The following is a 23,715-nucleotide window of genomic DNA, read 5'->3' as shown; positions in this document are numbered from 1 at the left end:
TCTTCGGTAAACCTGCTCTTACGCATCGTCTGTCTCCTGGCTGGAGAACAGAAATCCTAACTCAAAATCGAGGGCGTTTCAGGGGTGCAGGTCAAGCTGGAAGATGAAATTCACAAACATCTTCCGAATTACGAATTTTATGTAGAGGTTCTAAAAAATCTGGAGGCCTTACAATTCAAGAAACAAGATTTCCTTGATGCTTGGGAGAAGCGAAAGTCACTTCTCACGAATGAGGACAATCCTGACCTCGCAATGAAGCAGCTCTACGATTTTTCTTTGATAGGCTGCTACTCGCCAGGCGGGGGAGGCGGTGGAGCTGAGTACGTATTTAAGTATAAAGACAAGCGAAGTACGTTTAACGAGAACGCCTCACAATTTCGCGTGCACTCAGGATTCAAAGATGTTCTTGGATTAAGAAAATATGTTCGTTCAGAGTAAATGCCGGTAAGGCTGGCCTGAAGATCCTCACACACCCTTTTCGCGCGACACGGTGATCCGCACGCCGGTCTTTGCGACCGTGCAGTGGATGTCGAGCTTGCGGTAGCGTGAGTCGATGTTGTAGCCGCGCACGAGGTTGGTGCGACTGACGCAGCGCTTGGTGCCCTTGACCGCGTCGGGCTTCGGAATGGTGAACACTAGCGCCGCCGCGGTGCCGAGGAATTCGTAATAGGCGTCCGTAGGCTTCTTCTTGTCGGTGGCGGCGAACATCTCGTTGCTGCGGTTGCGGCTCGAACAGCCGAGCGAGGCCTGCGTCACGGCGGGATGCTCGAGATAGATCACGCCGGCCACCGTCTTGCCGATCTTGAGGTCCGGGATCTGCTTGACCAGATCCTTGGCGAGGTCGTCGCAGCGGTCGGCGCGGGCAGGGGTGCTGCCGAGCGCCGCGACCGTGATCGCAAGGGCCGCCGCGAAAGCTGGAAATCTGAGAATGCGTTTTGTCATGGTTTCCCCCGCGCCATTGAAGCGTGCGGGCGGGGTGAGTGCAAGGGGAGCAGATCTCTCCGCCGGTCGTCCCCGCGAAAGCGGGGACCCATAGGCCCTGACCTCGCGTTTTGCGATGCCGATTTTGACACCTTCCTGAACAGACCCGCCGGTGGTTATGGGTCCCCGCTTTCGCGGGGACGACATTGAGGATGGCGCGCCTTCATCCTTCCCAAGCTGTCATCGGAAGCAGCGAAGCATCAAAACCCGTAAATCATCACACCGATCGCGAACCCCACGATCAGGACGACATTGAACAGCGTCGGGACGGCGACAAGGAACGTCGCGCGGCCGAGGTGTTCGTTGTGCGCAGCATAGGCGATGGCGCAGGCGGCGATCAGCGGAAAGGCGATGACCTTCGCCGTGGTCTCCACGGCGCTGAACGCGCTTTTGAACTCAAGCCCGTGCGCAATGACAGAGGGCATGTCGCTGAGCCAGGTCATGATGATGATGGTGCCGAGCGCGATAATCGCGTGCCGCACGTAGCCGAGGGATGCGAACGCGATGGCCGCAACGGCCAGCACCGGATGCGCCGCGAGATGCGCCTTGACCAGGCCGCTGCCGATGCCCGAGCCGATATGCGACGTATCGCCGAACAGGACCGGCGCGTCGGAAATGCCGAACCACGCCTCGATAAGGGCGAGAACGATCAGGACGGTGCGCAGGCCCAGCATACGCGGCACAGGCGCGGCGGAATCGGCAGCGGTCGGCGTCACGGTGTTCATCCCTGGCTCATCCCCGGCTGGCGCACAGCCGCCCTGCAAGGGGCCTAGACGGCTTTTGGCCATCTTCCCTTTGTCGGAAAAGCGATTAGAACGGTTCAAACCAGTGCCTTGCGATGGCCGGACCATTGAAATTCCGGCGCTTTTCGCTCTTTAACCCGCGAGATCCTTGATGAACGCCCCGATCCCTGTGCCTGCGCCATCCGCCGTCCCGCCCTACAAGCACACCCCGCTGTTTCCGCTGGGAGCGGACAAGACACCGTATCGCAAGATTACCAGCGATGGCGTCCGCGTCGAGAGCGTTATGGGCAAGGAGATGCTGGTGGTGACGCGCGAGGCGCTGCGCGCGCTCTCCGAGGCGGCCTTCGGGGACATCAACCACTACCTGCGGCCGGGCCATCTGGCGCAGCTTCGCAAGATTCTCGACGATCCCGAGGCCAGCGACAACGACAAGTTCGTCGCGTTCGATTTTCTGAAGAACGCCAACATTGCCGCCGGCGGCATCCTGCCGATGTGTCAGGACACCGGCACCGCGATCATCATGGGCAAGAAGGGCGCACGCGTCATTACCGAAGGTGACGACGAGGCGGCTTTGTCCGAGGGCGCGCGCGACGCCTATCTCCGCCGCAACCTGCGCTATTCGCAGGTCGCGCCGCTCTCCATGTTCGAGGAGAAGAACACCGCCAACAACATGCCGGCGCAGTGCGAGATCTATGCGGAAGGCGATGACGCCTACAAGTTCATGTTCATGGCAAAAGGTGGAGGCTCCGCCAACAAGAGCTTCCTGTTTCAGGGCACGCCGTCGCTGCTGACCAAGGATCGCCTGCACGCATTCCTGAAAGAGAAGGTGCTCACGCTCGGCACCGCTGCGTGCCCGCCGTATCACCTCGCCATCGTCATCGGCGGCATGTCCGCTGAACTGTGCATGAAGACGGTAAAGCTGGCGTCGGCGCGCTATCTCGATGAATTGCCGACGCACGGCTCGCCTGACGGCAATGCCTTCCGCGATCTGGAGATGGAGCAGGAAATCCTGAAGATGACGCAGTCGCTCGGCGTCGGCGCGCAGTTCGGCGGCAAGTATTTCTGCCACGACGTGCGCGTCATTCGTCTGCCGCGTCATGGCGCATCGCTGCCGATCGGTCTTGGCGTGTCGTGCTCGGCGGACCGTCAGGTGCTGGGCAAGATCACCAAGGACGGTGTGTATCTCGAAGAGCTGGAGCACAATCCCGCGCAGTATCTGCCTGCGGTGGAAGCGACCCTCGGCGGCGAGGTGGTGCAGATCGACCTCAACCAGCCGATGAAGGATATTCTCTCAACGCTGTCGCAGTATCCGACCAAGACGCGGCTGTCGCTCACCGGCACCATGATCGTGGCGCGCGACTCCGCGCATGCGAAATTGCGCGAGCGGCTGGAGAAGGGCGAGCCGCTGCCGGACTACTTCAAGAACCATCCGATCTACTACGCCGGTCCGGCGAAGACACCGGAGGGCTACGCGTCCGGTTCGTTCGGCCCGACCACGGCGGGACGCATGGATTCGTTCGTCGATCAGTTCCAGGCGGCGGGCGGCTCGATGGTGATGCTGGCGAAGGGCAATCGCTCGGCGCAGGTGCGCGACGCATGCAAGAAGTACGGCGGATTCTATCTGGGCTCGATCGGCGGCTCGGCGGCGAATCTCGCCGAGCATTGCATCAAGAAGGTCGAGGTGACTGAGTATCCAGAACTCGGCATGGAAGCGATCTGGCGTATCGAGGTCGAGAACTTCCCAGCCTTCATCATCATGGATGACAAGGGCAACGACTTCTTCAAGGAACTGAATCTGGGTTAGATTCCGAAGGGGCAGCATGCATCGCTCAGGTCCGTCTGCTGCAATCGTTGTGATGCTGATGTGCGGCGGCGTCAGCGCTGCCATGGCAGATTGCCGCGAGGATCACGACGCGGCGGACCAGAACGTGCGCCGGACGCGAGCGGGCATCGAGAAACTGGCGGACGGCACCGATGCCGCGAAGTGCGCCGCCTATCGCCGCTACACCGCGGCGCTGGGTGTGCAGCGAAGCGTGATCGAACGCTGCGACAGCGGCTCCAATCGCGCGCAGAACGTCAGCGCGATCGACACCGGGATCGCGGAGTACAACAAGCGGGCTGAGGCGATCTGCAGGAAGTAAAGCGCGCTACTTCTGCGGCGCGATGCCCTTGAACGACAGCCGCAGCGCCGCCGCAACGCGCGGATCGTTCTTTTTCCACATGCCGTCGCTGATCAGCGAGGCGATGCCGTGTGCGACGGCCCAGGCCAGCGCGAGTGCATCCGGATCGGCAGGCTTGCCGGGGTCGGTCTGAAGTTCGGTAACCGCAAAGCGTAATTGCGCGAACGCGCTGGGGATGCCGTCCTTTTGCGTCTGGTCGTCCGATCCGAAGCGGCTGAAGGCGAGACGGAACAGCCGTGGCTCCGCAGCAGCGAAGTCGATATAGGCCATCGCCGAGGCGTGCAGGCGTTCCTTGCCTTTGAGCCCCGAGGTCGCCTTTTGCGAGCGATGCGCGAGCAGCGCCAGCGCCTCGGCAGCGACCGCCGCCAGCAACTGGTCCTTGTCAGCAAAGTGTTTGTACGCGGCGCCTGATGTCACGCCGGCATCGCGCGCGGCTTCGCGCAGGCTGAAGCTCTCCGCGCCGCCTTTGCGAACGCGCTCCAACGCCAGCGCCACCAGCGCGCTGCGCAGGTCGCCGTGGTGATAGCTCTCTTTTTTGGCAGTCCTCATGTAACCGCTGTTTACATTACGGCGGCATGGCCGTAAAGTATGCACTGTTCACTTCAAGCCATAAAAGTCGGGAGGACATTGCAATGAGCCAGCTGGAAACCACCGCCGAGAGCGAGCCGTTCTGGGAGAAGGGCAATCTCGCGCCGGTCCACGAAGAGGTGACCGCGTTCGATCTGCCGGTGGAGGGCGCGATACCGCCCGAACTGAACGGGCTGTACGCCCGCAACGGCGCCAATCCGCGTGAAGGTCACAGCGGCCACTGGTTTCTCGGCGACGGCATGCTGCATGGGGTGTCGCTGAAGGCCGGCCGGGCGGAGTGGTACCGCAATCGCTGGGTCCGCACTCCGCGTTTCAACGGCGCGCCGCGGAAGCCGGGCATGCCCGACATTCGCTCCGGCGTTGCCAACACCAACGTCATGGCCCATGCCGGAAAGATCATGGCGCTGGTCGAGAGCGCGCTGCCCGTGGTTATGAACCGCGAACTCGATACCATCGGGTCCTACGACTACGATGGCAAGCTCGACACGCCGTTCACCGCGCATCCGAAGATTTGCCCGACCTCGGGCGAACTGCACTTCTTCGGCTACGGCTTTCAGCCGCCGTTTCTGACCTATCATGCGGCCGACGCCAACGGCACGCTCTTGCGCAGCATCCCGGTTCCCACCCGTGCGCCGACCATGGTGCATGACTTCGCGATGACATCGCAGCACGTCATTTTCATGGATCTGCCGGTGGTGTTCGACATGCCCGCCGCGCAGCGCGGCACCATGCCGTTTGCCTGGAGTGATACTTACGGCGCGCGGCTTGGAATCCTGAAGCGCGGCGCGGGCATCGAGTCCTTGCGCTGGGTCGAGATCGAGCCGTGTTATGTTTTTCACGTCGCCAACGCGTTCGAGGAAGCAGACGGTACCATTGTGATCGATGTCGCCTGGTACAACGAACTGTGGCGCGGCGGCCCGTCATCAAAGACGTTCGACAAGGCGGTGCTGCGGCGCTGGCGCATTGCGCCGGGTGCGACCAAGGCGCAGGAGCAGACGCTGGATGACAGGTCGATCGAATTTCCGCGCGTCAACGATGATCGCGCCGGAATGCATCACGACATCGTCTACACGGTCGATGCCGGAGATGAGAACCTCGCGACCAGTTCTTACAGCTCGCTGCGCAAATACGATCTGAAGACCGGCAAGAACACCGAGCACACGTTCGACAAGGGCATGGCCAGCGAATTCGTTCACGTGCCGGGTGAGGGCGGCAAGGGCGAAGACGATGGCTGGCTGATCGGGTTCGTCTACGACCGCGCTCGCGGTGCAAGCGACCTGACGATCCTCGACGCCCAGCGGATGGGTGCAAAGCCTGTCGCGCGCATCATGCTTCCAGCACGGGTGCCGCAAGGCTTCCACGGCAACTGGATGCCGGGGGTTTGATCGCCCTCGCGGCTGTATGCGGAATCTCTAAACGTCGTCCCCGCGAAAGCGGGGACCCATAACCACCGGCTTTTCGTTTCAAGAAGAAGGCGGTTGGCTTCTTATCAGCCGCACATTCAGGGAGTATGGGTCCCCGCTTTCGCGGGGACGACCCTGTTGAAATGTTTTTGCGCGTGTCTTACGCCCGCGTTCCCTTGAACGGGAAGTTGCCCATCGGGCCGATGCTGACATCGCCGGAAATGGAATCGCCATCGACCTTGCCGCTGAAGGCAAGGGTCAGAGGCATCGGATTGGTGATCGCCGCCTTCCATGCGACGTCGTTGCCGTTCACCGTGCCATCAATGATATCGGCTTCATTGCCGTCCGCCGCCTGCTTGCCGGTCAGCGTGTTGCCTGCGCTCGCCAGCGTCAGCGTTGCTTCGCGATCGCCCAGCGGCGTGCTCAAGGTGATATTCCAGTTTCCATCGACTGCCATTGTTGTCCCCCTTTGCCGTGCCGCACAGCCTGAATTGGTCTTGGCGCAGCACACGCTGCCGCCGATATAGCGTATTTTCCCGGCGCGAGCCCGACTTTTTGTCGGAGCCATTTGTCATACGACAGACAAATTTTGTGCCGGAACTCCCGGACGCGATGACCGTTGCCCTGAGCGTTTCTGGGAGGAGGCGGGCGATGGGAGAGCTGGCGCGGGAGGTGCCGTCACACGCCGTCCATCTCTGCGTCGACATGCAGCGGATGTTCTCCCGTGACGGGCCGTGGCCGACCCCCTGGATGGAACGCGTGCTTCCCAACACCGTTGCGCTGGCCGGTCATGCGCCAGAGAAAACCATTTTCACGCGCTTCATCACGCCGCACCGCGCGTCTGACCTGCCGGGCACGTGGGCCCGCTATTATGAGAAGTGGCAGAACGTGACACGCGAGCGGCTGGATCCACGCCTGCTGGATCTGATGCCGGAGCTGCAGCAGTTCGTCCCGCCGGCGGGCGTGCTCGACAAGATGGTCTATTCGGCATTCGCCAATGGCCGGCTGCATGCCGAACTGCGCGCGCGGCAATGCGACACGCTGGTCGTAAGCGGTTCGGAAACCGATGTCTGCGTGCTGTCGTCCGTGATGGCCGCCGTCGATCACGGCTATCGCGTGATCCTCGCCGCAGATGCCGTTTGCAGTTCGTCCGATGAGAGTCACGATGCGCTGACGGACCTTTATCGGCGACGCTTCGAGATCCAGATCGAGATCGCCGATACCGGCCAGATCATCGCAGAGTGGCGCCGATGATGGTGGATTGGCACCTGCTTCAGGCTGCCGCCGCCGCGCGCAGCTTCCGCGCGATGGCGACGCGCAGGATGATCCAGGTGATGCCGAATGCCACGATCTTGGCGCCGACGGCGACCACCGAGACGTAAATCGCCCACAGTTTGATGTCGCCGGTCATGGCCACGGCGATCACGCCAAACCCCAGCAGGAAAATGAATGCGGCCCAGATATAGCCGGCGATGGTGGCGATGTGGGGAACGGTTTCGCGGACCATCGGCGGCGAGTAACGCAGCATCCAGTCCTTGCGCAGCATGATCGTGCCGATGGCGAAATGGCCGATCGCGGGCTTGAGCAGAACGAAACGGGGGTCCTTGGTCAGCAGCGTCGCGCCGCCGAGCACGATGACGAGCCCGAGGCTCGCCCATGTCATGATATCCAGCTTTTCTTGCCTGATCCGCGAGCGGATGAACTGGAGGACAGCACCCGCGATGGCGACGCCGGTCGCGATCAGGATGTCGCCGGTCGCGGCGTAGACCGCGAGAAAGACGATGGTCGAAAAGAAGTCTGCGAAAAGCTTGCGAAGGGCTCCGGCCATGTATCACACGCCGCCGGGCGCGGGTGCCGTTGGCGTTTGTCGGAACGGGACCGCGAGGCGTCGCACCTTATCCGCAGGTGTGCAGGCACAGTTGGCGACCGAGCCCGTGACGTCCGTCTCTGACGCCAGCGAAGCGGTCACGTCGTCGCCCTTCAGCGAAACACCGGTGAGGATGAGGACAATCGCAAGGCTCGCCCACATCGAGACGCTGGGTTTTGCGCCGGTGGTTCGTCCGAACACGAACTGGACGACGACGACGGCGGTGGCGGCGATTGCCGCCAGCAGAACGTCGCCGATGAGAACGAAGGCTGCAAAAAACACGGCGGTCGACAGGAAGCCGAGAAGGATCTTGAGGGCAGTGCGGGCCATTGAAGGCTCCTTGAGGCTGAAACGATTTGCGCTGTTGTCGGGATCAGGCGGCGGCCGTACTGGCGCTGGCCGCGACCCCGGCGCGAACGTGCTTCGGGTACCATTGCGTGAAGTAGGAGGCGCTGTTGCGGGCAGCGAATGTGATCGCGGCGCAAACCCATAACGGCATGCTGGGCAGATAGACCGCCACGATGTCGGCGACGAGCATCAGAACGAAAGCGGCGCTCCAGACCCAGGTGAGAATGTAGTTGGTGCGCAGGAAGCGCGGCTGCTTGAGTGTTTCAGGATCGACCATCTCCCGTGCGTATTGCAGCGTGAAGGGCAGGCGGATCGCGATCGAACCCAGCGCAATAGCGAGCACGCCGCCATCGACGGCGAGGCGGACCGAGGTCGGATGCATCTCGGTCGCGGCGATCAGGTGATATCCGGCCAGCGATGCAAAAAGAATGAGCGCGCCGGTGGTCAATATCTTGATCGAGCGGCCGCCGACCATATCTCGGCACACCAGGCCGAAGGCAACCACTGCGCTTGCCGCGAGGCTGATCTTGACCGTGGTCAACATCATCAGCGAGGCGAAGGTGGCGAACGGGGCAAGGATCAGAAAGAGGGCCATGGCTGCCTGCCGGAAAATATCTTGACGATGTAAAGATGCATTTAGCCGCCGCCGGAGGGCCCGTCAAGGAAAATCTTGACACCGTCAACATGCATACCTAAATTGCGTGCATGGGTGCTCGGAACGCAACACGGCGGGAAAAACTCCCCAAAGCTGCAACGGTGCGTAAAAAACCGCTGCCCAAGCGCCTGTCTGCGAAAAAAATCTCTCCATCTGCGGCCAAATCCGTACACAAACCTGATCGCGACCAGCCCTATCATCACGGCGATTTGCACGAGGCCCTGCTTCAGGCGGCCAAGCGGGTCGCGGAACGTGACGGGATCAACGGGCTGACGCTGCGGGCGGTGGCGCGCGAGGCAGGCGTCTCCCATGCCGCGCCGTCGCATCACTTCGGCGACGTCACCGGACTGCTCAGCGAACTGGCAGCGATCGGTTTCAAGATTTTCACGGAGAAGCTTGGCGCGGCAGTGCGCAGCGAAACCGCACCTGATGCCGCGGCGGCCCGCAAGGCCAGCGCTTACGTCGCGTTCGCGCGTGAAAATCCGTGCATGTTCCAGCTGATGTTTCGAGGGGAGCGGCTCGATCAGGCCAGGCCCGCGTTGCAGGAGGCAGCCGACGCTGCCTTCCATAAACTCGCCGATCTCGTTGCGGCCCGCCGTCACGAAGATGTCGCGCCTGACCACCTGACGCTGGAGCAGGCGGCCGACATCGCGCGGATCTGGTCGATGGTGCATGGCTTTGCGATGCTCTATCTCGACGGCCGGCTGACGCCGATCATGCAGGGCCTGCCGCCTGGCACCACTGAAGAGACGCTGTTAGCTGCGATGCTGATGGAGCGCCGGCCCGCGTAGCGAGAGTTCTAGCGCGGCAGCGCCAGTTTCACCGCCCGTCCGCTCGCGCCCATCACCTGCACCCTGTCAGTTCCGCATTTGAAGTCACGGGCGATGGTGTCCGCGGCCTCGCGGGCCAGATCATTCGGATTGGCATTGGCCTTCACGTCGATGTACGCGACGTGACACACCGCATTTTCAGAGTTTGCGCGTATTCTGTTCGCAGAACCGGTGCCCACTTCTGCGGAATACGCGCTGCCGGGCTGCAGCCTAGTCAGCACGAGAAGCTGCTTGGCAATCGGGCGGCCGTCCTTACCCTCATCCTCGATATCGGCCAGATGCCAGCGCTGGATCATCGCGAAAGGCGGCTTGTCCTTGGCGGTCCGGCGCCATTCAATGGTCGGCGTGGTTGAACTGAACGGCCCGAACCAGGCTTTCGCGGCAGGTTCGCTGGAAGCTTCCTTCGCATTCCGCCCAACCGAGACGGTCTCGCGCAGGTCGCCTTCGCTCACCACGACAACAAGTCCCGAAGGACCGGGACAGATCCGCGTTCCGCCGTCGTCATCGGCGCTGCCGCCCTTGAGTTTCCGGCAATCCTTCTCGGCGGTTGAGCTGTAGTTGCTGATATTTTGAGCGGTTTGCCCGGACGCAGGACCCATGAGGCCCGCATACACGCAGGCCAGCAGCAAAGATGTCATCGTAATGCATCGGTCGTCGCCCGGCATGATCTGGAACCCGTTATGAAAGGCCGTGTTGTCACACGGATAGTCTCTTTGGTCGTATCAGGCGTGTGGATCGTTCATGCTGTGCGTGCGAAAAACGTGTCATCATGAGCGGAATCGCATTAGAAGCACTGTCAGCGCGCTTTATGTGTCCTCGTTCAGTTGTCCTCGTTTCGTTTGCAGTGAGCCATGCCCGAAATCTCGTCCAGCAAGCCCTATCGCATCGGCCGGTCCAAAACCGGGCTCGGTCTCTTCGCCACCCAGAAGATCAAGAAGGGCAGCAAGATCATCCGCTATTTCGGGCCGATGCTTGATTCGAAGAACAAGAAGCACGACGACATCGACAACAAGTATCTGTTCGAAATCAACAATCGCTGGACCATCGACGGGTCGGTGCGCAAGAACATCGCCCGCTACATCAACCACGCCTGCAGGCCGAATGCCGAGTCCGACGTTAGTTCGCGCAAGCGCAAGGTCGTGATCCGCGCCATCAAGACCATCGAGCCGGGCGAGGAAATCAACTACGATTACGGCACCGACTACTTCAAGATTTTCCTCAAGCCCATCGGCTGCAAGTGCGATCACTGCGAGAAGAAGCGGGCGAAAAAGCGCGCCGAGGCCCGCGCCGAAAAGCTGCGACTGAAGTTGAAGGCCGAGAAGAAGGCTGCCAAAAAGGCGGATAAGCAGGCGGCCAAGGACGCTCGCAAAAAGAAGGCGGCTGCCAAGGTTACGACGTCGAAGGCGGCAAAGCGGAACACGCTCAGCGGCGTCAAGGCCAACGCGCATGCGCGGGGCACCGGCAAGCCGACCAAGACCAAGGCGGCACGGACCAAGCCGCTTGGGCGCGTACAGCCAAAAAGCCCGGCTCGCGCGAACCGCGCGTCATAAACTCCACATTCCGGTTTCCGGCGGCAGGCCTTCGGTCAGCGCCGGATAAGAACCACGCCCGCGATCAGGAGCGCCGCGCCGAGAAGGCGCGGCAAATCGATCGAACGTTGCGCAAGGCCAAGCCAGCCGAAGTGGTCGAAGGTGATCGATGCGATCATCTGACCGGCGATCAGAATCGAAATGAACGTGGCCGCGCCAAGGAGCGGGACCAGATAGATCGCCAGGCCGATGAAGATAGCGCCAAAGAGACCGCCGCTCCATGCCCACCAAGGGATGCGGCTCACGACGCTGGCCGACGGAATCGGGTCGCGCAACGCAATCGCCAGCAAGGCCATGCATAGAACACCGACAAAATAGCTCACGAAGCCGGACCACGCGGCCGAGTCGAGTGCGGTCCGCAGGTTTGCGTTCAGAGCCTGCTGAATGACAATGCTGATGCCCGCCGCGAAAGCGAGCGCGATGGGGAAGGCCACGTTGAGCATTTTTCTGCCTCGGTTCAAATTCGCCGTGGAACGCGCGAGCGCGATCTAGTGTCCCACACTAGAGGCCCTTGAACATGTTGCCGGCCAGCAGCAGCAGATAGCTGATCCCCAGCGTCGCAAATCCGTGGCCGCTGATGAACGGGATTTTGACCCGCGCATAGACCGTGAGCGCGGCGAGAATGGCGAGAATGATCGATACGAGGAAAATCGGAAAAGATGGCGCGCTGAGATTCATGGCAAGTCCCCGGACTAGATGCGCCGCACGATTGCGGTGAGGGGACTGAAGCCTGCCCGCGGCGCTCCCGGCAAGGGCATGGCCGCTTGAGGCTGTGGATGAATACTGCGCCGGCTCGATCCGTTATTCGGCGATGACGGCTTCGACAGCCTTGATGGTCTGCTGAACGGCCGCGATTTCCTGAATCAGGGCCTTGGAGATCGAAGGCGCTCCCGAGCCCATCTGCATCACCAGTTCGCGGCGCCGTTCGCGCAGCAGGACGAGCGGCAGGCGATGATCGAACGTGTCTTCGGTGGTCATTCCAAATTCCGCTTCAATAACCGACATATTCGGCTCCCATGGCGACACGCGGAAGCTAGCCGGTTTGAATTAAATGGCCGGAACGGAGATCGATAAACTTTTATCGAATGGGAAAATGCCGGGCGGATGGCGTATCCGGCCCGGCATTTGTTTCGGGATAATGACCCTCAGCGGGCCGTGACGGCGCTCGCACTCTTGCGCAGCCCGACGAACTCCAGCTCGGCGAACACGCCGACGGCGATCGCCTGCATCACGATGAAAGCCTGTCCGAGGAGATTGGGCGAGACCCAGCCGCTGGCGAGCAGCACGATGCTGTCGATGGTCCAGACCGCGTTGATGGCGATCACGGCCCATACCGCCGTCTTCGACATCATGTCGCGCGAGGCGAGGTAGCCGACGCCCAGCGCAAACACCACCAGGACGAGGCCGGTGTTGCGCAGGAAGGCTTCAGGCAGGTTCAGCAGTGAAGCAAGGAAACCGGCGCCGAACACCAGCAGCAGCGCGGCGGCTCCGCTGAAGATGGCGTCGATCTGAAGAGCGCGGCGAAGGAACAGGGACGGATTGATCATGATGGTTCTCCTTTGGGTTGGTCGGTGGTTGGACGATCAGGATTTGCGGCGGCGGGCGAGGGCCTGACGCAGCAGGGTGAACGGGCAGAGGGTTTTCACGGCGCGCCGCTCAGCGGCAGCGACATGCGCAAACACGAACGCGCCGGTGTGGTGGAGCAGAGGCTCGGGCATGTTGAGTGAGCGCGCCGTCATCCGTGTCGCGAGCCGGAGGGCCCAATTGAAGGCGTCGGCGGGACGGCTGATGGCGGCGGTTGGGCGGCTCGTTGGGCGGTCATGCGTGGTCATCGGTCATCTCCTGTGGTGCGGAAGATGATCCGGTGGCGGGACCAAATCGATTACCTTGCAGGTAATGGAACGTGCGAAATCTGCATGGTAGCGTGGCGGTTCGCTAGTCCGCATCGTCCTCAAACGGGGATCCGTTTGCGGACTAGCGAACCAAAGCCACGCTACAAGTTATAATTTCCTAGTGTCCTTTCGAATCCGACGTTCGCTAAGAGGGCGCTGCAAGTGGGGCGAACGTCGGATTCGGGACACTAGGTTTCAGCCATGATGAACCCACAGTCTTCGGCGCGCCGCGCCGTCAAATCCGCCGCCAAGGCCAGACCCAACGCCTTCGGCGATCATTTGCGCGAGTGGCGGCAGCGCCGGCATCTCAGCCAACTCGATCTTGCGGGCGATGCCGAGATTTCCGCGCGGCATCTGAGTTTCGTTGAAACCGGCCGCGCCGCGCCGTCGCGCGACATGGTGCTGCGCCTTGCCGAGCGGCTCGACGTGCCGCTCCGCGAGCGCAACGTTTTGCTGGTGGCCGCGGGATTTGCGCCGGCATTTCCCAATCGCTCGCTCGACGATCCCGCGCTGGCCGCGGCGCGTCAGGCGGTCGAAACCGTGTTGAAGGCGCACGAGCCTTATCCGGCGCTGGCGGTGGACCGGCACTGGAATCTGGTGTCGGCCAACGCGATGATCGCGCCGTTCCTCACCGGCGTCACGCCGTCACTGCTGGCGCCGCCCATCAACGTGATGCGCCTGAGTTTTCATCCGCAGGGGATCGCGCCGCTCACCGTCAATCTGGCCGAGTGGTGCGCGCATCTGCTGGAGCGCCTGCATCGCCAGTGCGAGGCAACCGCCGATCCTGTGCTGATCGCGCTGTATGATGAGCTGAAGACCTATCCGATTCCAGCACGGAAGACGCCGCATCTCGTCGGCGCAGAGAACAGTCTTGCGGTCCCGTTCCAGATGCGGATGGGCGACGATGTGCTGAGTTTCATTTCGACCACGATGGTGTTCGGCACGCCGCTGGATGTCACGCTGTCGGAACTGGCGCTGGAGACGTTCTTTCCGGCGGACGACAAGACCGCTGACAAGATGCGCGCGATGCAGCCGCGGTGATTGCGTGTCCTCTCGTTCATCGCCTACAAGCGGAAAACAACGCCTGAACCGATGGACATCATGATTAGCCCCGCTGACGCCGTTGAGACCTACATTCTCGCCAAGGACGGCAACCGGCCGTTCCTGATGCAGCGCGCATTCGCTCCGGATGCCGAGCTTGAAATGGTGGTGAAGACCGACGCCATTTCGTTTCCAGCCACGGCGAAGGGCGTGAAGGCCATCGCGGACGTTCTGGTTCATCGTTTCGGCATCGACTACGAAAACGTCTACACGGTTTGCCTCTCGCGTCCGTCGGACGCCGACCGCCGTCACTTTTCGTGCCACTGGCTGGTCGGAATGTCCGCCAAGAGCGACGGACAGGTACGGGTCGGCTGCGGGCGCTACGACTGGCATTTCGGTTCGGGCGGTCTGGTCGAAAAACTGGTCATCACTATCGATGTGATGAACATGTTCCCGGCCACTGAACTCGCGGCGACAATGAATTGGCTTTCCGGCCTGCCATATCCCTGGTGCACACCCGGCGAGGTTCTCGAAGGCATGCCGAAGGCTTCCGGATTTTCCGCGATTGAAGCCTATGTGAAGCAGACCATGGTCCCCCGGCCAGTTCGGTTGCCCTGAACAGCGGTCCTTCTGGGATCAATATGGCGGTTATGCCGGACGGAGCGTCAGCCCTGCGGCGTGTGCCCTTGCCTCGCAGCCCTGTCTGATTATCTTCCGGGTTCATTCTCGCGAGGACATCCCATGGGCACCCTGAAGCCGCTGCAGATCGATATCGTCTCCGACGTTGTGTGCCCGTGGTGCTACATCGGCAAGAAGCGCATCGAGGATGCGCTGGCTCTGGCAAGCGATGTGCCGGTGCACGTGAACTGGCGGCCGTTCTTCCTCAATCCGTGGGTGCCGCGCGAAGGCATTTCGCGCGACGAATATCTGACCGCAAAGTTCGGCTCGCCGGAAGCCTACAAGGGCATCGCAGGCCGCGTCGTCGCGGCGGCAGCGGAAGAGGGGCTTGAGTACAATTCCGACCGCGTGAAGCGTCAGCCCAACACCATCGATTGCCATCGCCTGATCCATTGGGCCGAGGCCGACGGAAAGTCTGCGCAGATGAAGCAGAAGCTCATGGAGCTTTATTTCCGCGACGGCGGTGATCTCACCAGCACGGACGTTCTGGTGCAGGCGGCGGCCGACATCGGCATGGATGCGGACAGCGTGCGCAAGCGTCTTGCGACCGACGAGGACGTGGACCTGATTTCAGGCCATGCGCAGGAGGCGTCTGAGAAGGGAATCTCCGGCGTTCCCACGTTCGTCTTTGCCGGTAAGTACGCCGTCTCGGGCGCACAGCCGGCGGACCAGCTCGCCCGCGCGATTCGGCAAATCTCGGCGGAGATCAATCAGGCAGCGTGAGGTGCGGTAGCCGGTGTGGGCAACCGCGCCGGAAGGCACGCCACCGCAACGAAGATCACAGCCGCCGCGCTTGCCATCAGGCGGAACAGCGTGTCGAAGCCGTAGTTGCCGTAGACGAACGAAATCATCGGCAGCGCGAGCGCAAGCACCGTGAAGCTGACGACATAGCGCACGCCATAGATGCGCGCGCGGGCTTCGCCGCTCGCCATCTTGCCAATCATGAAATCGTTGATTGGAATTTGCCCGAACGCGCCGAGCATGAAGCCAAACGCCGCCGCCAGCGCCCATGCGTCGCGCAGGCCAGGCATCAGTGCAAAGAAAACGATCTGGATCGCGGCGACGATCAGAAACACGGTACGGGGCCCGAGCTTGTCGAGCAGGCTGCCGACAACAAGCTGCGCCAGCGAGGCGACCGCGAACACGATGAAGGTGAATGCGCCGACCATGGTCGCGATGTCGCCCTTGGCGGCTGTGACGCCGCTTGCCGACAGCCATTGCGTCATCTCGGTCGCGATGCCTTGCAGCCGCTCGTCGAAGATTTTCGGCAACGCGAAGGTCGTCGACTGGAACACGAGGCTGGAGACCGCCGTGGTGAGAAACACAATCGCGGAAATCCGCAGGATCAGCGCTTTCATGTCGGAGGACTGCGCAGGAGCGGCGGCAGCGGGTACCGGGGCCTTCTGGTGCGCAGTGGAAACCTCGCTCCACTGATGGGCTGCGTAAAGCACGCCGATAATGATGGAGAATACGCCCGGCACCACGAAGGCCATGCGCCAACCGCCGTTGTCGATGAAGTAACCGGTGATCAGCGCCGCGCTGGCGACGCCGAGATTGCCCCAGACGCCGTTCACGGCGAGGCGCATGCCGGTGTTCTTCCAGCGCTGAGTCACGATGGCGAGGCCGACCGGATGATAGATCGCGGCAAACACGCCCACCACAAACAGACCGATGCCCATCTGCAAGGGCGTCTGCGCGAATGCGGTCGCGATCGACGAGGCGCCGATGCCGACGAAGAACACCGCGATCATGCCCTCGCGGCTCCATTTGTCGGCGAGCCATCCGGCGGGCAGCGCGAACAGGCCGAAGGCGAAAAAGCCCGGCGTCGCGTATGTCAGGAGTTCGCCGTAGCTCAATCCCCACTCGCGCGAGAGCGCGAGTGCCGCCACCGTCGCGAAGATCAGCGTGAACAGGTGGTCCAGATAGTGGCCGATATTCAGGAACAGGAAATGGATGCGGTCACGCGTCATGGGAGGCCCTGTTGGGCATGATCTGGTCCGAAAGCCGGTACCCACCCTCGGGTCGTGCCCGAGGGCATGCTTTTCGGGATCATGCCTTCTGATTCTGCCTCCAAAAGTACCCTTGGCACGATGGCGCTGTCATGCCAAAAATCGTCGAAAATCTGCCATTAAGGGTTGCCGCCATGACCCCGCGTCCACGCCGCAGCACCAATGCCAACGACTATCAGTTCGTGCCGCGCCCGCTCGCGGCGATGTCGAAAAGCTTCAATGACGGCTTCGAGATCGAGCCGCACCATCACGCCCGCGACCAGCTCGTCTACGCGGTGACCGGCGCAATGCGCGTCCGCACCGCGACCGAGGCGTGGATCGTGCCGCCGGATCGCGCGGTGTACCTGCCCGCGCGCACGGAACATTCGATCAGCATTCGCGGCCACGTCGAGATGCGCACGCTCTACATCGTGCGCGATGCCCATGACGACTTGCCGGCTACGCCGACCGTGCTGGAAGTCTCGGGTTTGTTGCGTGAACTGGTGCTGGCGCTGATCGAGGAGCCCGTGATCTATGACGAGCAGGGGCGCGCGGGGGCGGTGGCGTTTCTGATCCTGGCGGAAATCGCCAGCGCGCGGCGATTGTCGCTGGTGATCCCGATGCCGCGCGATCCGCGCCTGCTGCGGGTTTGCAACGCACTGCTGGCCGATCCGGCAAGCCGTCTCACGCTGGATAGCTGGGTCGATACGGCGGGCGCGTCGGCACGGACGCTGGCGCGGCTGTTCGAGGCTGAACTGGGATTGAGCTTCGCGGCATGGCGGCAGCGCGTGCGCTTCCACAACGCGCTGGAAGCTATTGTCGCGGGCGAGCCGATCTCGCGCGTCGCGGAACGCAACGGCTATCGCAGTTCGAGCGCGTTCTCGGCGGCGTTCCGTAAGGCGATGGGCCAGCCGCCAAGTTCGCTAAGGGGAGAAGGGGCGACAGGATGAAGGGCAGTTAACGGCTGTGCAGACTTGGATGAGATTCTCGCAAACCAAGCTACGTTTCGACATACTCCGCGAGACTGGTAGGAGCCGGAACGTCCAGGCCGTCAGCCTTCATGCCTTCAATGTGAAATCGGATCGCTTCGCGAATTTCGGCTTCGACGCCAGCTACAGTCTCTGCCGTGGCAATGCAGCCGGGCAAATCGGGCACGAATGCCGAATAATTTCCCGACGCCTTTTCGATAACCACGGCGTAGCGCATCAGCGGGTTTCCTTAAGACTGGATTGCTTCAAGATACTGTTGAAAGTACCCGGCGCAAGGTCGTCCGAGGGCTTTCCGGCGACCGTCACCCGCCCCGGCTTTATCGGATGCTTGAATTGCCGATGGGAGCCACGGGTGGCCACGAGGTACCATCCGTCACCTTCCAGCAATGCGATGGCATCCTTGACCTTCACGTCTCGCCCCTCGCCAGAGTTTAGCGAGTGTCGTCGGTGGTCACAAGCGACAGGTTGCCGGTGAAGCTATCTCACGCCTTCTTCAGATAGTAATTGGCATTCTTGCCGAGGGCGATGCGGCGGATGATCCGGCGCATGGTCTCCGATCCGCGCAGCGGTTCGATGATCGCGGCGGCGGTGCGGTAGACCGCGAGCTTCGCAGCGTCGAGCCCCGGCTTCGCGCCGGGAGCGGCCTGCGGCAGGCCGATGCCGCGCAGCATCGAGTTGAAGCGATGCAGGTCGTTCAGCCGACGCACTTCCTCGGTCTTCCAGGTGATCGCCAGCGAGATCGAATGCGATCCTGCAGTCTTCACCCAGTGCGGCCACTGATAAGGAATGTAGCAGCCGTCGCCAGCGTCGAGGTTGAACTCGATCCCGCGCGGCCGGAAGCTCTCGTTGAAGGGCACGTTGCGGTGCTTGACGGTGGAATGCTCGACCTGCGCGTCGTCGGCGATCTTGCCGTCGCGGTTGTCGTAGACGGCGAAGATCTTCTCGCCGTAGATCTGCACGAAGAAGTTGTCTTCGGCGTCCATGTGGAACGGTGTGGTCGAATTCGGCGACGACACGAACAGGAAGCCTTCGATCTGCGAGAAGCCGGCATCCTCGATGCTCTTGAAGCCGCGTGCACGGGCCACCGACGTCAGCGCGTCTTCGAGCAGCTGGCGATACTCAGGGGATTTTTCCACGCGCTTGAGCACCATCCATGCACCGGCGGTCTGGATGCGATTGACGACCTCGACCGGATCGAGATCGACGCTCTTCACCTTGTCCGGATCCTGGCTGACGGAGGCGTCGCCGGAATTGTACTCGATCAGGTCGCGCGGCATGTCCGAGGCAAGCTGTGCGATGCGCGACAGCGTCAGCAGCGGATGGCCCGCAAGCTTGTGGCGGATCGCGAAGGGCTTCAGCGGAAAATCCCGCTTCAGCGATTCATTGTCGGCGGTGATGACCGGCGAAATGCTTGAGGCGACGTTCATGCGCGTGTCTCCCGGAGTTTTCTGATGGTGTGAACAAGGCGGCGCGCCGGCTCGCGGGCGAGCTTGCGCAAGGCGAGGCCGAGCCGAATGGCCGGCACAAACGGATCGCGGCGGTTAAGCGGGATCAGCACGTCGCCGATGACAAGGCGCCCGCGCCAGATCGGATCGATCATGGGATGACCGGGGATCGCGGTGGAATCGACCATCGTGATCGTGTCATCGGCGCACATGTGCCGCGTCAGCTCCAGCGTCAACTGAACGCCGGGCGACCATTTGGCGAAGTTTTCGTCGACGCCGAGCTTGAAATAGAAGGCGCGGTCGAGGTGCCGGAGCACGATGCCGGAGGCCACCGGCGTTTCGCCGGCATGCAGCGTCACGATTTCGCAGTTGCCGCGTGCCGCGGCGTCAAACACCGCGCGGCGGACGAAAGCGGCGTCACCGTCGTGCTGCGCCAGCGCCGTGCCGCGCTTGGCCTTCCAGCCGCTGGCTTCGAGGGTGAGGAAAATTCCAAGGTCGCGTTTGATTTCGCTCGGCGCGGTCGCAATCGTGAAGATCACATCGCCATGTTCGGCGAGCCGGTTGCGCTGGCGGCGAAGCTCTTTCAGCTTTTTCGGGCCGAGCGCGTCGCGGAGCAGATCGTCGGCGCTGCGTGTTGCGTCGAGGCTGGCGCGCGCATGGCTTTGCAGGATACGCGGCTTCAGCCCGCGGCACGCCAGTGCGCGGGTCAACGCCGCCATCGCGAAGCCTTCGAGCGGGATGTCGCGCAGGATCAGCGCATGCGCGCCGGCATTGCGTGCCTGTTGCATCAGTTCGGCAGCGGCCTCGTCGGCCTGGTCGCGATCGAGCAATGGCGTGGCGAGTGTGCCGTAAGGATCGGCGCTGACCAGCGCGGGCAGGGGAAGGCCGTAGGCGCGCCAGGCGGAGATCACCGGCAGCAGGCCGATCAGGCGCGGACTGTCGTTGTTCGCTGTTGTGGCTGTGAGAGCGCGGACGTTGGTGCGTCCCTGCGCGGACGCATTCACAGCGAGCTTCCATTCGGGCAGATAATAGCCGTTCGGCTCAACGGCGTTGTCGCTCAGGCGGCGCCAGCGCTCAGTGGAAACCATGTCGAGCGGTGTGAGCGCGGCGGTTGATTCAGCCGCGGAACGGTCGCCCGTTCGCTCAACGGTGTAACTCACCTCGCGGCGCGCGGCGGCTTGTGTTGCATTGGCAATCTCGACCACGTCCCTGATCCCATTCCACGTGTTCTTCGGCATGCGGCCTTTCGGAGCTGCGTGCGTTGTTGTTTTTTGGCGTCCCTGATTTTCGACGGTATGCGCCAAACATCAAAATCGGATGTTGGATTAGGGTTAAATGCGGCGCGCTTTTTTCATCGGTTGTTAACGATGCTGGCGCGCTCACGAAGGCGTGACAGCCGTTGCCGGTATCATTTGGTTGGAAACGACAGCGCGCAGGAAAAATTTAAGCAATTGCGCGCAGTGTAGAATTACCATGACACCGCCTGCGTGAAATTTCAGCGGCGGTGGGAATTTTAAGAAGTCAGTTTTTGTAAACCGAGATTCTCGGAGCGCAATTCTACCAGGCAGCAATCTCCACGGAGGTCGCAATGGGCAAGGAACTTCGTAAGAGCCAGCGGATCGATTTCGAACGCGGCATTGATGTGCAGATCATGGGAATCGACGGCACCTGGCGCCGGTCGTGCCGGATGCTGGATGTATCCGAAGGCGGCGCCTTGCTGAAAGTTGATGGCTCCGTCGGCGATCTCGATCTGAAGGAATTTTTCCTGCTGCTGTCCTCGACCGGTCTCGCTTACCGGCGATGCAAGATGGTGCGGGTGAACGGCGACCAGATCGGCGTGATTTTTCTGAGACCTGACGTCAAGAAGAAGTCTGCATCCCCATCTGCGCGACGGGTGTCGGTAGAAGGATTGGCCTGACGTCAGATCCGCAAGAGCGTTGTGAGAGTCCGAGGTGTGAGCCCTCATGCATCAAGATCGTCGCTTTAGCCGCGTCCGGCCTTCGGGAAATCTCTCCCGCACGGCCAAGATCATTGTCGACCCGAAATCCCCGGTGATCGGCTGCAACGTCGTGGATTATTCCGCGGGCGGCGCATGTCTCGAGGTTGTACCCCGCATGCCATTGCCGGACAGGTTCGAGCTGCTCTACGCCGGATCGAAAAAGAAATGCCGCGTGGTGTGGGTGAAAGGCCCGCGCCTCGGCGTTTCGTTCTAGCCGATGACCGGAGGCGTTCAGTCGAACGCGATGCCCACGCGCTGACCGTTGTTCCAGACCATACGGCAGCGGGCGATAAAATCATCCGCCTTGATGGCAAGGCTGAATCGCGGCGGGATCATCGCGGCATTGGCGACATCCAGCGCCGCGCCACGATTGGATATGTTGCGTACCGTGCAGTCGACGCCCGCGCCATTGAACGTGATGACGCCGCCCTTGAAAACACGGCGACGCGTTTCCGACCGCCTCTCCGCCAATGGTGTGTCTGTCATGGCCGCGACCTTGTGAGTCATGGCCGCCACCGTAGGTACAGCGGGTTGCCAGTCCATAAAGCGATACCTGTTGCTGCCTTGGCTCGCGTTTAGGATTGATTCACGACATTGAGCCGGGTCTCGTGCCTGGGGCCCGGCTGGAACAGCTGCACAGCGGCTACTCATGCCCTTTTGCGGGGGTTGCCTCGCCCTGGTCGCGTCTTGCCCCGCCTTGGCCATCGTTTTGCGGTGGGGTAGACTGTCGATGGCGGGCAGGCGCGCGTCCGGACGATATGTCCAGGTTCACAACAAATACCAACCTCACAACAGATGACTGATCCGGGGAGAGTTTCGATGCGGGTGTTTCGTGTGGCGATGCTGATCGGCTTGACGATGGTTCCCGTCGCTGTGCCGGCATATGCCCAGATGATGCCGGGGTTCAAGCTGGGAGAAGGCAAGGAACTCTCCGAGGAAGAAAAGGCGCGCGCGAAGGCCAACGAAGACGCGGCGAAAGCCGCGCGGTCCAAGATCCCCGATGCCAAGGCGAGCAACGATCCATGGGCCACGGTGCGAACCGAGCCTGCCGCGAAATCCGCAAAGGCGAAATCGACCGCGAAGTGAAGTTCCCGCCGCGCGGCGGCGTTACTTCGGGATCTTCGTCTCTGCGGAAAGCCAGTTGTTCAGGTTGACGGCAACGTCGAGCTGGCGGGCTTTTTTCAGAAGATCGTCGCGCTGCTCGCATGGCGGCATCGCGCGGGCCTTGTCCCGGGTTTCATCCGCGATCTTCTGCCACTTCTCTCCGATGGAAATCTCGTTCGTCCTGTGCATGGATGACGCTCTCCTGGCTGTCAGGTGTGAGCACACCGCTTTGTGATCGCCGGTGCATGATCTGTCTCAACCCCCGGTTGGCTGAAATGATCCGCAGGCGCGCAACGCCCGTGTGTCGTATTTTTTTGCTCCGCGCAGGAACCAATCTCGCCCCGCATTCGTCTGTCACATGAAACATTACGCGGCGGGACGATGACTGGTTTGATCCGATTGGTGCAACGCTGGCTGTGGCCGGCGGCTGCGGAAATTTCGACAGAAGCGCAGGATACGACCAGCATGGCCGATCTGGTGCGGTTGCTCGGAGCCGAACACGAGCCGGCCGCTTCGTCTGACGGGCAGGGCGAGGGACAGGCGAACGAGGCCGACCGTTCCGGTTCCTGACGCACGACAGTTTCAGCAAAAAATTACGGTTCACGCAGAGCCGCAAACGCAAGAGGCCGCCAGGTGCGGCCTCGATGTCTGGCGCATTCGGCAGCCGCACGGTCAGGCCGCGCTGGGCCGCTGGCGGCGTTACTGCTTGGGCATATCCATGCCCTTGTGCGGATCGTCCGCTTTCATGCCGTCCATCATCGCCATGTTCTTGCAGCAACCGCACATGCCCATGCCGGACTGTTTCATGGACATGGCGGGCTTGTCGGCCATCGGGTCCGTAACGGCGGCGGACTTGCCGCACATGCCGCCCTGGGCCGTGGTGTTCTGAGCCTGCTGGCCCGAGCCGCCACACATCGCGGCAGCCGGTGAAAGGCCGATCAGCAGGGCTATGGCAGTCGAGGCGAGAAGTGAGCGCATTGGCTTTTCCTCCCTTGTTCAGGAGAACCTAGCGGCAGACGCACAGAATCGGGGTCAATTCTTTGTCAGCCGCGACAGGTGACGGCTGATGACAATCGCGCGGGGCAAAACGAGGCCATTGGGATCATCTTACCACACCAGCGAGTAATAGACGGTGGCTCCGATCAGAAGCAGTCCGCCTAGAATGACCAGCGATAAAAAGAACCACTCTGCCGCCGAAAGCGGTTCAGTACGCGGATCGAAGAAATCATCCGGCTGAGACATCGCGCATTACCGAACGCAGGAGTTCGACGTTAACGCTCGCAGCTTTATATGCCTGTTCATCTTCCGACAGAACCGAAAAACAACCCTCCGCCGGGAAGCGGGGGGAGGTAACCGGCGCGGAACTCATATTGCGGTCATGTTTGGGTGGCGATG

The 23,715-nt window shown here is 61.8% G+C and carries 37 protein-coding genes; 15 read left to right on the top strand and 22 right to left on the bottom strand.

What is annotated here, in order from left to right; genetic code table 11:
* Positions 1 to 84: 84 nt before the first annotated feature.
* Positions 85 to 438 (top strand): hypothetical protein, encoded by a 354-nt coding sequence (locus HNQ36_RS24270; RefSeq protein WP_184090050.1) that lies wholly within the window; start codon positions 85 to 87, stop codon positions 436 to 438.
* A 27-nt stretch (positions 439 to 465) separates the two neighbouring features.
* On the opposite strand, the gene HNQ36_RS24265 is transcribed toward HNQ36_RS24270, so the two are convergent.
* Complete coding sequence (locus tag HNQ36_RS24265) at positions 466 to 942, bottom strand: hypothetical protein (protein ID WP_184090047.1); 477 nt, start codon at positions 940 to 942, stop codon at positions 466 to 468.
* 239 nt (positions 943 to 1,181) lie between these two features.
* Positions 1,182 to 1,706, bottom strand: coding sequence for a hypothetical protein (locus HNQ36_RS24260; RefSeq protein ID WP_184090044.1), 525 nt, complete (start codon positions 1,704 to 1,706; stop codon positions 1,182 to 1,184).
* Between the two features lie 169 nt (positions 1,707 to 1,875).
* On the opposite strand from HNQ36_RS24260, the gene HNQ36_RS24255 reads away from it, so the two are divergent.
* Both HNQ36_RS24255 and HNQ36_RS24250 read left to right on the top strand, forming a co-directional pair.
* Complete coding sequence (locus HNQ36_RS24255) at positions 1,876 to 3,528, top strand: fumarate hydratase (RefSeq protein WP_184090041.1); 1,653 nt, start codon at positions 1,876 to 1,878, stop codon at positions 3,526 to 3,528.
* 16 nt (positions 3,529 to 3,544) lie between these two features.
* The gene (locus HNQ36_RS24250; RefSeq protein ID WP_184090038.1) at positions 3,545 to 3,865 is read left to right on the top strand and encodes a hypothetical protein; all 321 of its coding nucleotides are present in this window, start codon (positions 3,545 to 3,547) and stop codon (positions 3,863 to 3,865) included.
* A gap of 6 nt (positions 3,866 to 3,871) precedes the next feature.
* Here HNQ36_RS24250 and HNQ36_RS24245 read toward each other — a convergent pair whose 3' ends face one another.
* Positions 3,872 to 4,453 carry a TetR/AcrR family transcriptional regulator gene (locus HNQ36_RS24245; protein WP_046827028.1) on the bottom strand — a complete coding sequence of 194 codons (582 nt, stop codon included), beginning with the start codon at positions 4,451 to 4,453 and terminating at the stop codon, positions 3,872 to 3,874.
* Positions 4,454 to 4,536: 83 nt separating this feature from the next.
* Between HNQ36_RS24245 and HNQ36_RS24240 the strand changes: the two genes are divergently transcribed.
* Positions 4,537 to 5,877 (top strand): carotenoid oxygenase family protein, encoded by a 1,341-nt coding sequence (locus tag HNQ36_RS24240; RefSeq protein WP_184090035.1) that lies wholly within the window; start codon positions 4,537 to 4,539, stop codon positions 5,875 to 5,877.
* 178 nt (positions 5,878 to 6,055) lie between these two features.
* On the opposite strand, the gene HNQ36_RS24235 is transcribed toward HNQ36_RS24240, so the two are convergent.
* Complete coding sequence (locus HNQ36_RS24235; RefSeq protein ID WP_184090031.1) at positions 6,056 to 6,352, bottom strand: hypothetical protein; 297 nt, start codon at positions 6,350 to 6,352, stop codon at positions 6,056 to 6,058.
* Positions 6,353 to 6,546: 194 nt separating this feature from the next.
* Here HNQ36_RS24235 and HNQ36_RS24230 point away from each other — a divergent pair, with 194 nt between their 5' ends.
* A complete protein-coding gene (locus HNQ36_RS24230; protein ID WP_184090028.1) occupies positions 6,547 to 7,149 on the top strand; it encodes a cysteine hydrolase family protein in 603 nt (200 codons plus the stop codon).
* Positions 7,150 to 7,168: 19 nt separating this feature from the next.
* Here HNQ36_RS24230 and HNQ36_RS24225 read toward each other — a convergent pair whose 3' ends face one another.
* Genes HNQ36_RS24225 through HNQ36_RS24215 form a run of 3 tightly spaced genes read right to left on the bottom strand, consistent with a single transcriptional unit; the run spans position 7,169 to position 8,705 of the window.
* On the bottom strand, positions 7,169 to 7,723 hold the full coding sequence (locus HNQ36_RS24225) for an inner membrane-spanning protein YciB (protein WP_184090027.1): 555 nt from the start codon (positions 7,721 to 7,723) through the stop codon (positions 7,169 to 7,171).
* Positions 7,724 to 7,726: 3 nt separating this feature from the next.
* On the bottom strand, positions 7,727 to 8,092 hold the full coding sequence (locus tag HNQ36_RS24220; protein WP_184090024.1) for a hypothetical protein: 366 nt from the start codon (positions 8,090 to 8,092) through the stop codon (positions 7,727 to 7,729).
* Positions 8,093 to 8,135: 43 nt separating this feature from the next.
* Positions 8,136 to 8,705, bottom strand: coding sequence for a hypothetical protein (locus tag HNQ36_RS24215; protein ID WP_184090020.1), 570 nt, complete (start codon positions 8,703 to 8,705; stop codon positions 8,136 to 8,138).
* Between the two features lie 110 nt (positions 8,706 to 8,815).
* On the opposite strand from HNQ36_RS24215, the gene HNQ36_RS24210 reads away from it, so the two are divergent.
* Positions 8,816 to 9,556, top strand: coding sequence for a TetR/AcrR family transcriptional regulator (locus HNQ36_RS24210; protein ID WP_184090017.1), 741 nt, complete (start codon positions 8,816 to 8,818; stop codon positions 9,554 to 9,556).
* Positions 9,557 to 9,564: 8 nt separating this feature from the next.
* On the opposite strand, the gene HNQ36_RS24205 is transcribed toward HNQ36_RS24210, so the two are convergent.
* Positions 9,565 to 10,233 carry a hypothetical protein gene (locus HNQ36_RS24205; RefSeq protein ID WP_246395516.1) on the bottom strand — a complete coding sequence of 223 codons (669 nt, stop codon included), beginning with the start codon at positions 10,231 to 10,233 and terminating at the stop codon, positions 9,565 to 9,567.
* Between the two features lie 213 nt (positions 10,234 to 10,446).
* On the opposite strand from HNQ36_RS24205, the gene HNQ36_RS24200 reads away from it, so the two are divergent.
* The gene (locus HNQ36_RS24200; RefSeq protein WP_184090011.1) at positions 10,447 to 11,145 is read left to right on the top strand and encodes an SET domain-containing protein; all 699 of its coding nucleotides are present in this window, start codon (positions 10,447 to 10,449) and stop codon (positions 11,143 to 11,145) included.
* Between the two features lie 35 nt (positions 11,146 to 11,180).
* Here HNQ36_RS24200 and HNQ36_RS24195 read toward each other — a convergent pair whose 3' ends face one another.
* From HNQ36_RS24195 to HNQ36_RS24175, 5 genes are all read right to left on the bottom strand, one after another.
* Complete coding sequence (locus HNQ36_RS24195) at positions 11,181 to 11,627, bottom strand: DMT family transporter (protein WP_184090008.1); 447 nt, start codon at positions 11,625 to 11,627, stop codon at positions 11,181 to 11,183.
* Between the two features lie 58 nt (positions 11,628 to 11,685).
* The gene (locus HNQ36_RS24190; protein WP_170978694.1) at positions 11,686 to 11,862 is read right to left on the bottom strand and encodes a hypothetical protein; all 177 of its coding nucleotides are present in this window, start codon (positions 11,860 to 11,862) and stop codon (positions 11,686 to 11,688) included.
* A gap of 123 nt (positions 11,863 to 11,985) precedes the next feature.
* Positions 11,986 to 12,189 (bottom strand): hypothetical protein, encoded by a 204-nt coding sequence (locus HNQ36_RS24185; protein WP_046827019.1) that lies wholly within the window; start codon positions 12,187 to 12,189, stop codon positions 11,986 to 11,988.
* 140 nt (positions 12,190 to 12,329) lie between these two features.
* Entirely contained in the window at positions 12,330 to 12,731 is a 402-nt protein-coding gene (locus tag HNQ36_RS24180; protein ID WP_184090005.1) for a hypothetical protein, read from the bottom strand.
* A 36-nt stretch (positions 12,732 to 12,767) separates the two neighbouring features.
* The gene (locus HNQ36_RS24175; RefSeq protein WP_210312189.1) at positions 12,768 to 13,016 is read right to left on the bottom strand and encodes a hypothetical protein; all 249 of its coding nucleotides are present in this window, start codon (positions 13,014 to 13,016) and stop codon (positions 12,768 to 12,770) included.
* Between the two features lie 261 nt (positions 13,017 to 13,277).
* Between HNQ36_RS24175 and HNQ36_RS24170 the strand changes: the two genes are divergently transcribed.
* From HNQ36_RS24170 to HNQ36_RS24160, 3 genes are all read left to right on the top strand, one after another.
* Positions 13,278 to 14,117 (top strand): helix-turn-helix domain-containing protein, encoded by an 840-nt coding sequence (locus tag HNQ36_RS24170; RefSeq protein ID WP_184090003.1) that lies wholly within the window; start codon positions 13,278 to 13,280, stop codon positions 14,115 to 14,117.
* Between the two features lie 60 nt (positions 14,118 to 14,177).
* Positions 14,178 to 14,735 (top strand): hypothetical protein, encoded by a 558-nt coding sequence (locus tag HNQ36_RS24165; RefSeq protein WP_210312188.1) that lies wholly within the window; start codon positions 14,178 to 14,180, stop codon positions 14,733 to 14,735.
* 123 nt (positions 14,736 to 14,858) lie between these two features.
* Entirely contained in the window at positions 14,859 to 15,518 is a 660-nt protein-coding gene (locus HNQ36_RS24160; RefSeq protein WP_184090001.1) for a DsbA family oxidoreductase, read from the top strand.
* Here HNQ36_RS24160 and HNQ36_RS24155 read toward each other — a convergent pair.
* Positions 15,506 to 16,765, bottom strand: a complete 1,260-nt coding sequence (locus HNQ36_RS24155; protein ID WP_184089999.1) for an MFS transporter — start codon at positions 16,763 to 16,765, stop codon at positions 15,506 to 15,508. The two genes, HNQ36_RS24160 and HNQ36_RS24155, sit on opposite strands and share 13 nt — an antisense overlap.
* Before the next feature lie 173 nt (positions 16,766 to 16,938).
* On the opposite strand from HNQ36_RS24155, the gene HNQ36_RS24150 reads away from it, so the two are divergent.
* Positions 16,939 to 17,733: an AraC family transcriptional regulator gene (locus HNQ36_RS24150; protein ID WP_210312187.1), complete on the top strand. Its 795-nt coding sequence runs from the start codon at positions 16,939 to 16,941 to the stop codon at positions 17,731 to 17,733.
* 49 nt (positions 17,734 to 17,782) lie between these two features.
* Here the strand turns inward: HNQ36_RS24150 and HNQ36_RS24145 are convergent, their stop codons facing one another.
* From HNQ36_RS24145 to HNQ36_RS24130, 4 genes are all read right to left on the bottom strand, one after another.
* A complete protein-coding gene (locus tag HNQ36_RS24145; RefSeq protein WP_184089995.1) occupies positions 17,783 to 17,989 on the bottom strand; it encodes a type II toxin-antitoxin system HicB family antitoxin in 207 nt (68 codons plus the stop codon).
* Positions 17,989 to 18,183, bottom strand: a complete 195-nt coding sequence (locus HNQ36_RS24140; RefSeq protein WP_184089992.1) for a type II toxin-antitoxin system HicA family toxin — start codon at positions 18,181 to 18,183, stop codon at positions 17,989 to 17,991. Before HNQ36_RS24140 ends, HNQ36_RS24145 begins: the two co-directional genes overlap by 1 nt.
* Positions 18,184 to 18,254: 71 nt before the next feature.
* On the bottom strand, positions 18,255 to 19,199 hold the full coding sequence (locus HNQ36_RS24135) for a JmjC domain-containing protein (RefSeq protein ID WP_184089989.1): 945 nt from the start codon (positions 19,197 to 19,199) through the stop codon (positions 18,255 to 18,257).
* Positions 19,196 to 20,422, bottom strand: a complete 1,227-nt coding sequence (locus HNQ36_RS24130) for a GNAT family N-acetyltransferase (protein WP_184090086.1) — start codon at positions 20,420 to 20,422, stop codon at positions 19,196 to 19,198. The genes HNQ36_RS24135 and HNQ36_RS24130 overlap by 4 nt, the downstream gene beginning before the upstream one ends.
* Positions 20,423 to 20,805: 383 nt before the next feature.
* Between HNQ36_RS24130 and HNQ36_RS24125 the strand changes: the two genes are divergently transcribed.
* Positions 20,806 to 21,135 carry a PilZ domain-containing protein gene (locus HNQ36_RS24125; RefSeq protein WP_184089986.1) on the top strand — a complete coding sequence of 110 codons (330 nt, stop codon included), beginning with the start codon at positions 20,806 to 20,808 and terminating at the stop codon, positions 21,133 to 21,135.
* Positions 21,136 to 21,181: 46 nt separating this feature from the next.
* The gene (locus HNQ36_RS24120; RefSeq protein WP_019196298.1) at positions 21,182 to 21,430 is read left to right on the top strand and encodes a PilZ domain-containing protein; all 249 of its coding nucleotides are present in this window, start codon (positions 21,182 to 21,184) and stop codon (positions 21,428 to 21,430) included.
* A 17-nt stretch (positions 21,431 to 21,447) separates the two neighbouring features.
* On the opposite strand, the gene HNQ36_RS24115 is transcribed toward HNQ36_RS24120, so the two are convergent.
* On the bottom strand, positions 21,448 to 21,702 hold the full coding sequence (locus HNQ36_RS24115) for a PilZ domain-containing protein (RefSeq protein WP_184090083.1): 255 nt from the start codon (positions 21,700 to 21,702) through the stop codon (positions 21,448 to 21,450).
* Between the two features lie 333 nt (positions 21,703 to 22,035).
* Here HNQ36_RS24115 and HNQ36_RS24110 point away from each other — a divergent pair, with 333 nt between their 5' ends.
* Positions 22,036 to 22,302: a hypothetical protein gene (locus tag HNQ36_RS24110; protein WP_246395515.1), complete on the top strand. Its 267-nt coding sequence runs from the start codon at positions 22,036 to 22,038 to the stop codon at positions 22,300 to 22,302.
* 21 nt (positions 22,303 to 22,323) lie between these two features.
* Here the strand turns inward: HNQ36_RS24110 and HNQ36_RS24105 are convergent, their stop codons facing one another.
* A complete protein-coding gene (locus tag HNQ36_RS24105; RefSeq protein WP_046827008.1) occupies positions 22,324 to 22,509 on the bottom strand; it encodes a hypothetical protein in 186 nt (61 codons plus the stop codon).
* A 192-nt stretch (positions 22,510 to 22,701) separates the two neighbouring features.
* On the opposite strand from HNQ36_RS24105, the gene HNQ36_RS24100 reads away from it, so the two are divergent.
* Positions 22,702 to 22,890, top strand: coding sequence for a hypothetical protein (locus HNQ36_RS24100; RefSeq protein WP_210312185.1), 189 nt, complete (start codon positions 22,702 to 22,704; stop codon positions 22,888 to 22,890).
* 129 nt (positions 22,891 to 23,019) lie between these two features.
* Here HNQ36_RS24100 and HNQ36_RS24095 read toward each other — a convergent pair whose 3' ends face one another.
* The gene (locus HNQ36_RS24095) at positions 23,020 to 23,298 is read right to left on the bottom strand and encodes a hypothetical protein (RefSeq protein WP_184089983.1); all 279 of its coding nucleotides are present in this window, start codon (positions 23,296 to 23,298) and stop codon (positions 23,020 to 23,022) included.
* A gap of 129 nt (positions 23,299 to 23,427) precedes the next feature.
* Entirely contained in the window at positions 23,428 to 23,562 is a 135-nt protein-coding gene (locus HNQ36_RS26515; RefSeq protein WP_283809704.1) for a hypothetical protein, read from the bottom strand.
* Positions 23,563 to 23,715 lie beyond the last annotated feature (153 nt).

The sequence above is a fragment of the Afipia massiliensis genome, from assembly GCF_014203115.1.
Lineage (GTDB): Bacteria > Pseudomonadota > Alphaproteobacteria > Rhizobiales > Xanthobacteraceae > Afipia > Afipia massiliensis.
The sequence above is the reverse complement of the archived record's forward strand: the minus strand, read 5'-3'. Positions and strand labels throughout refer to the sequence as shown.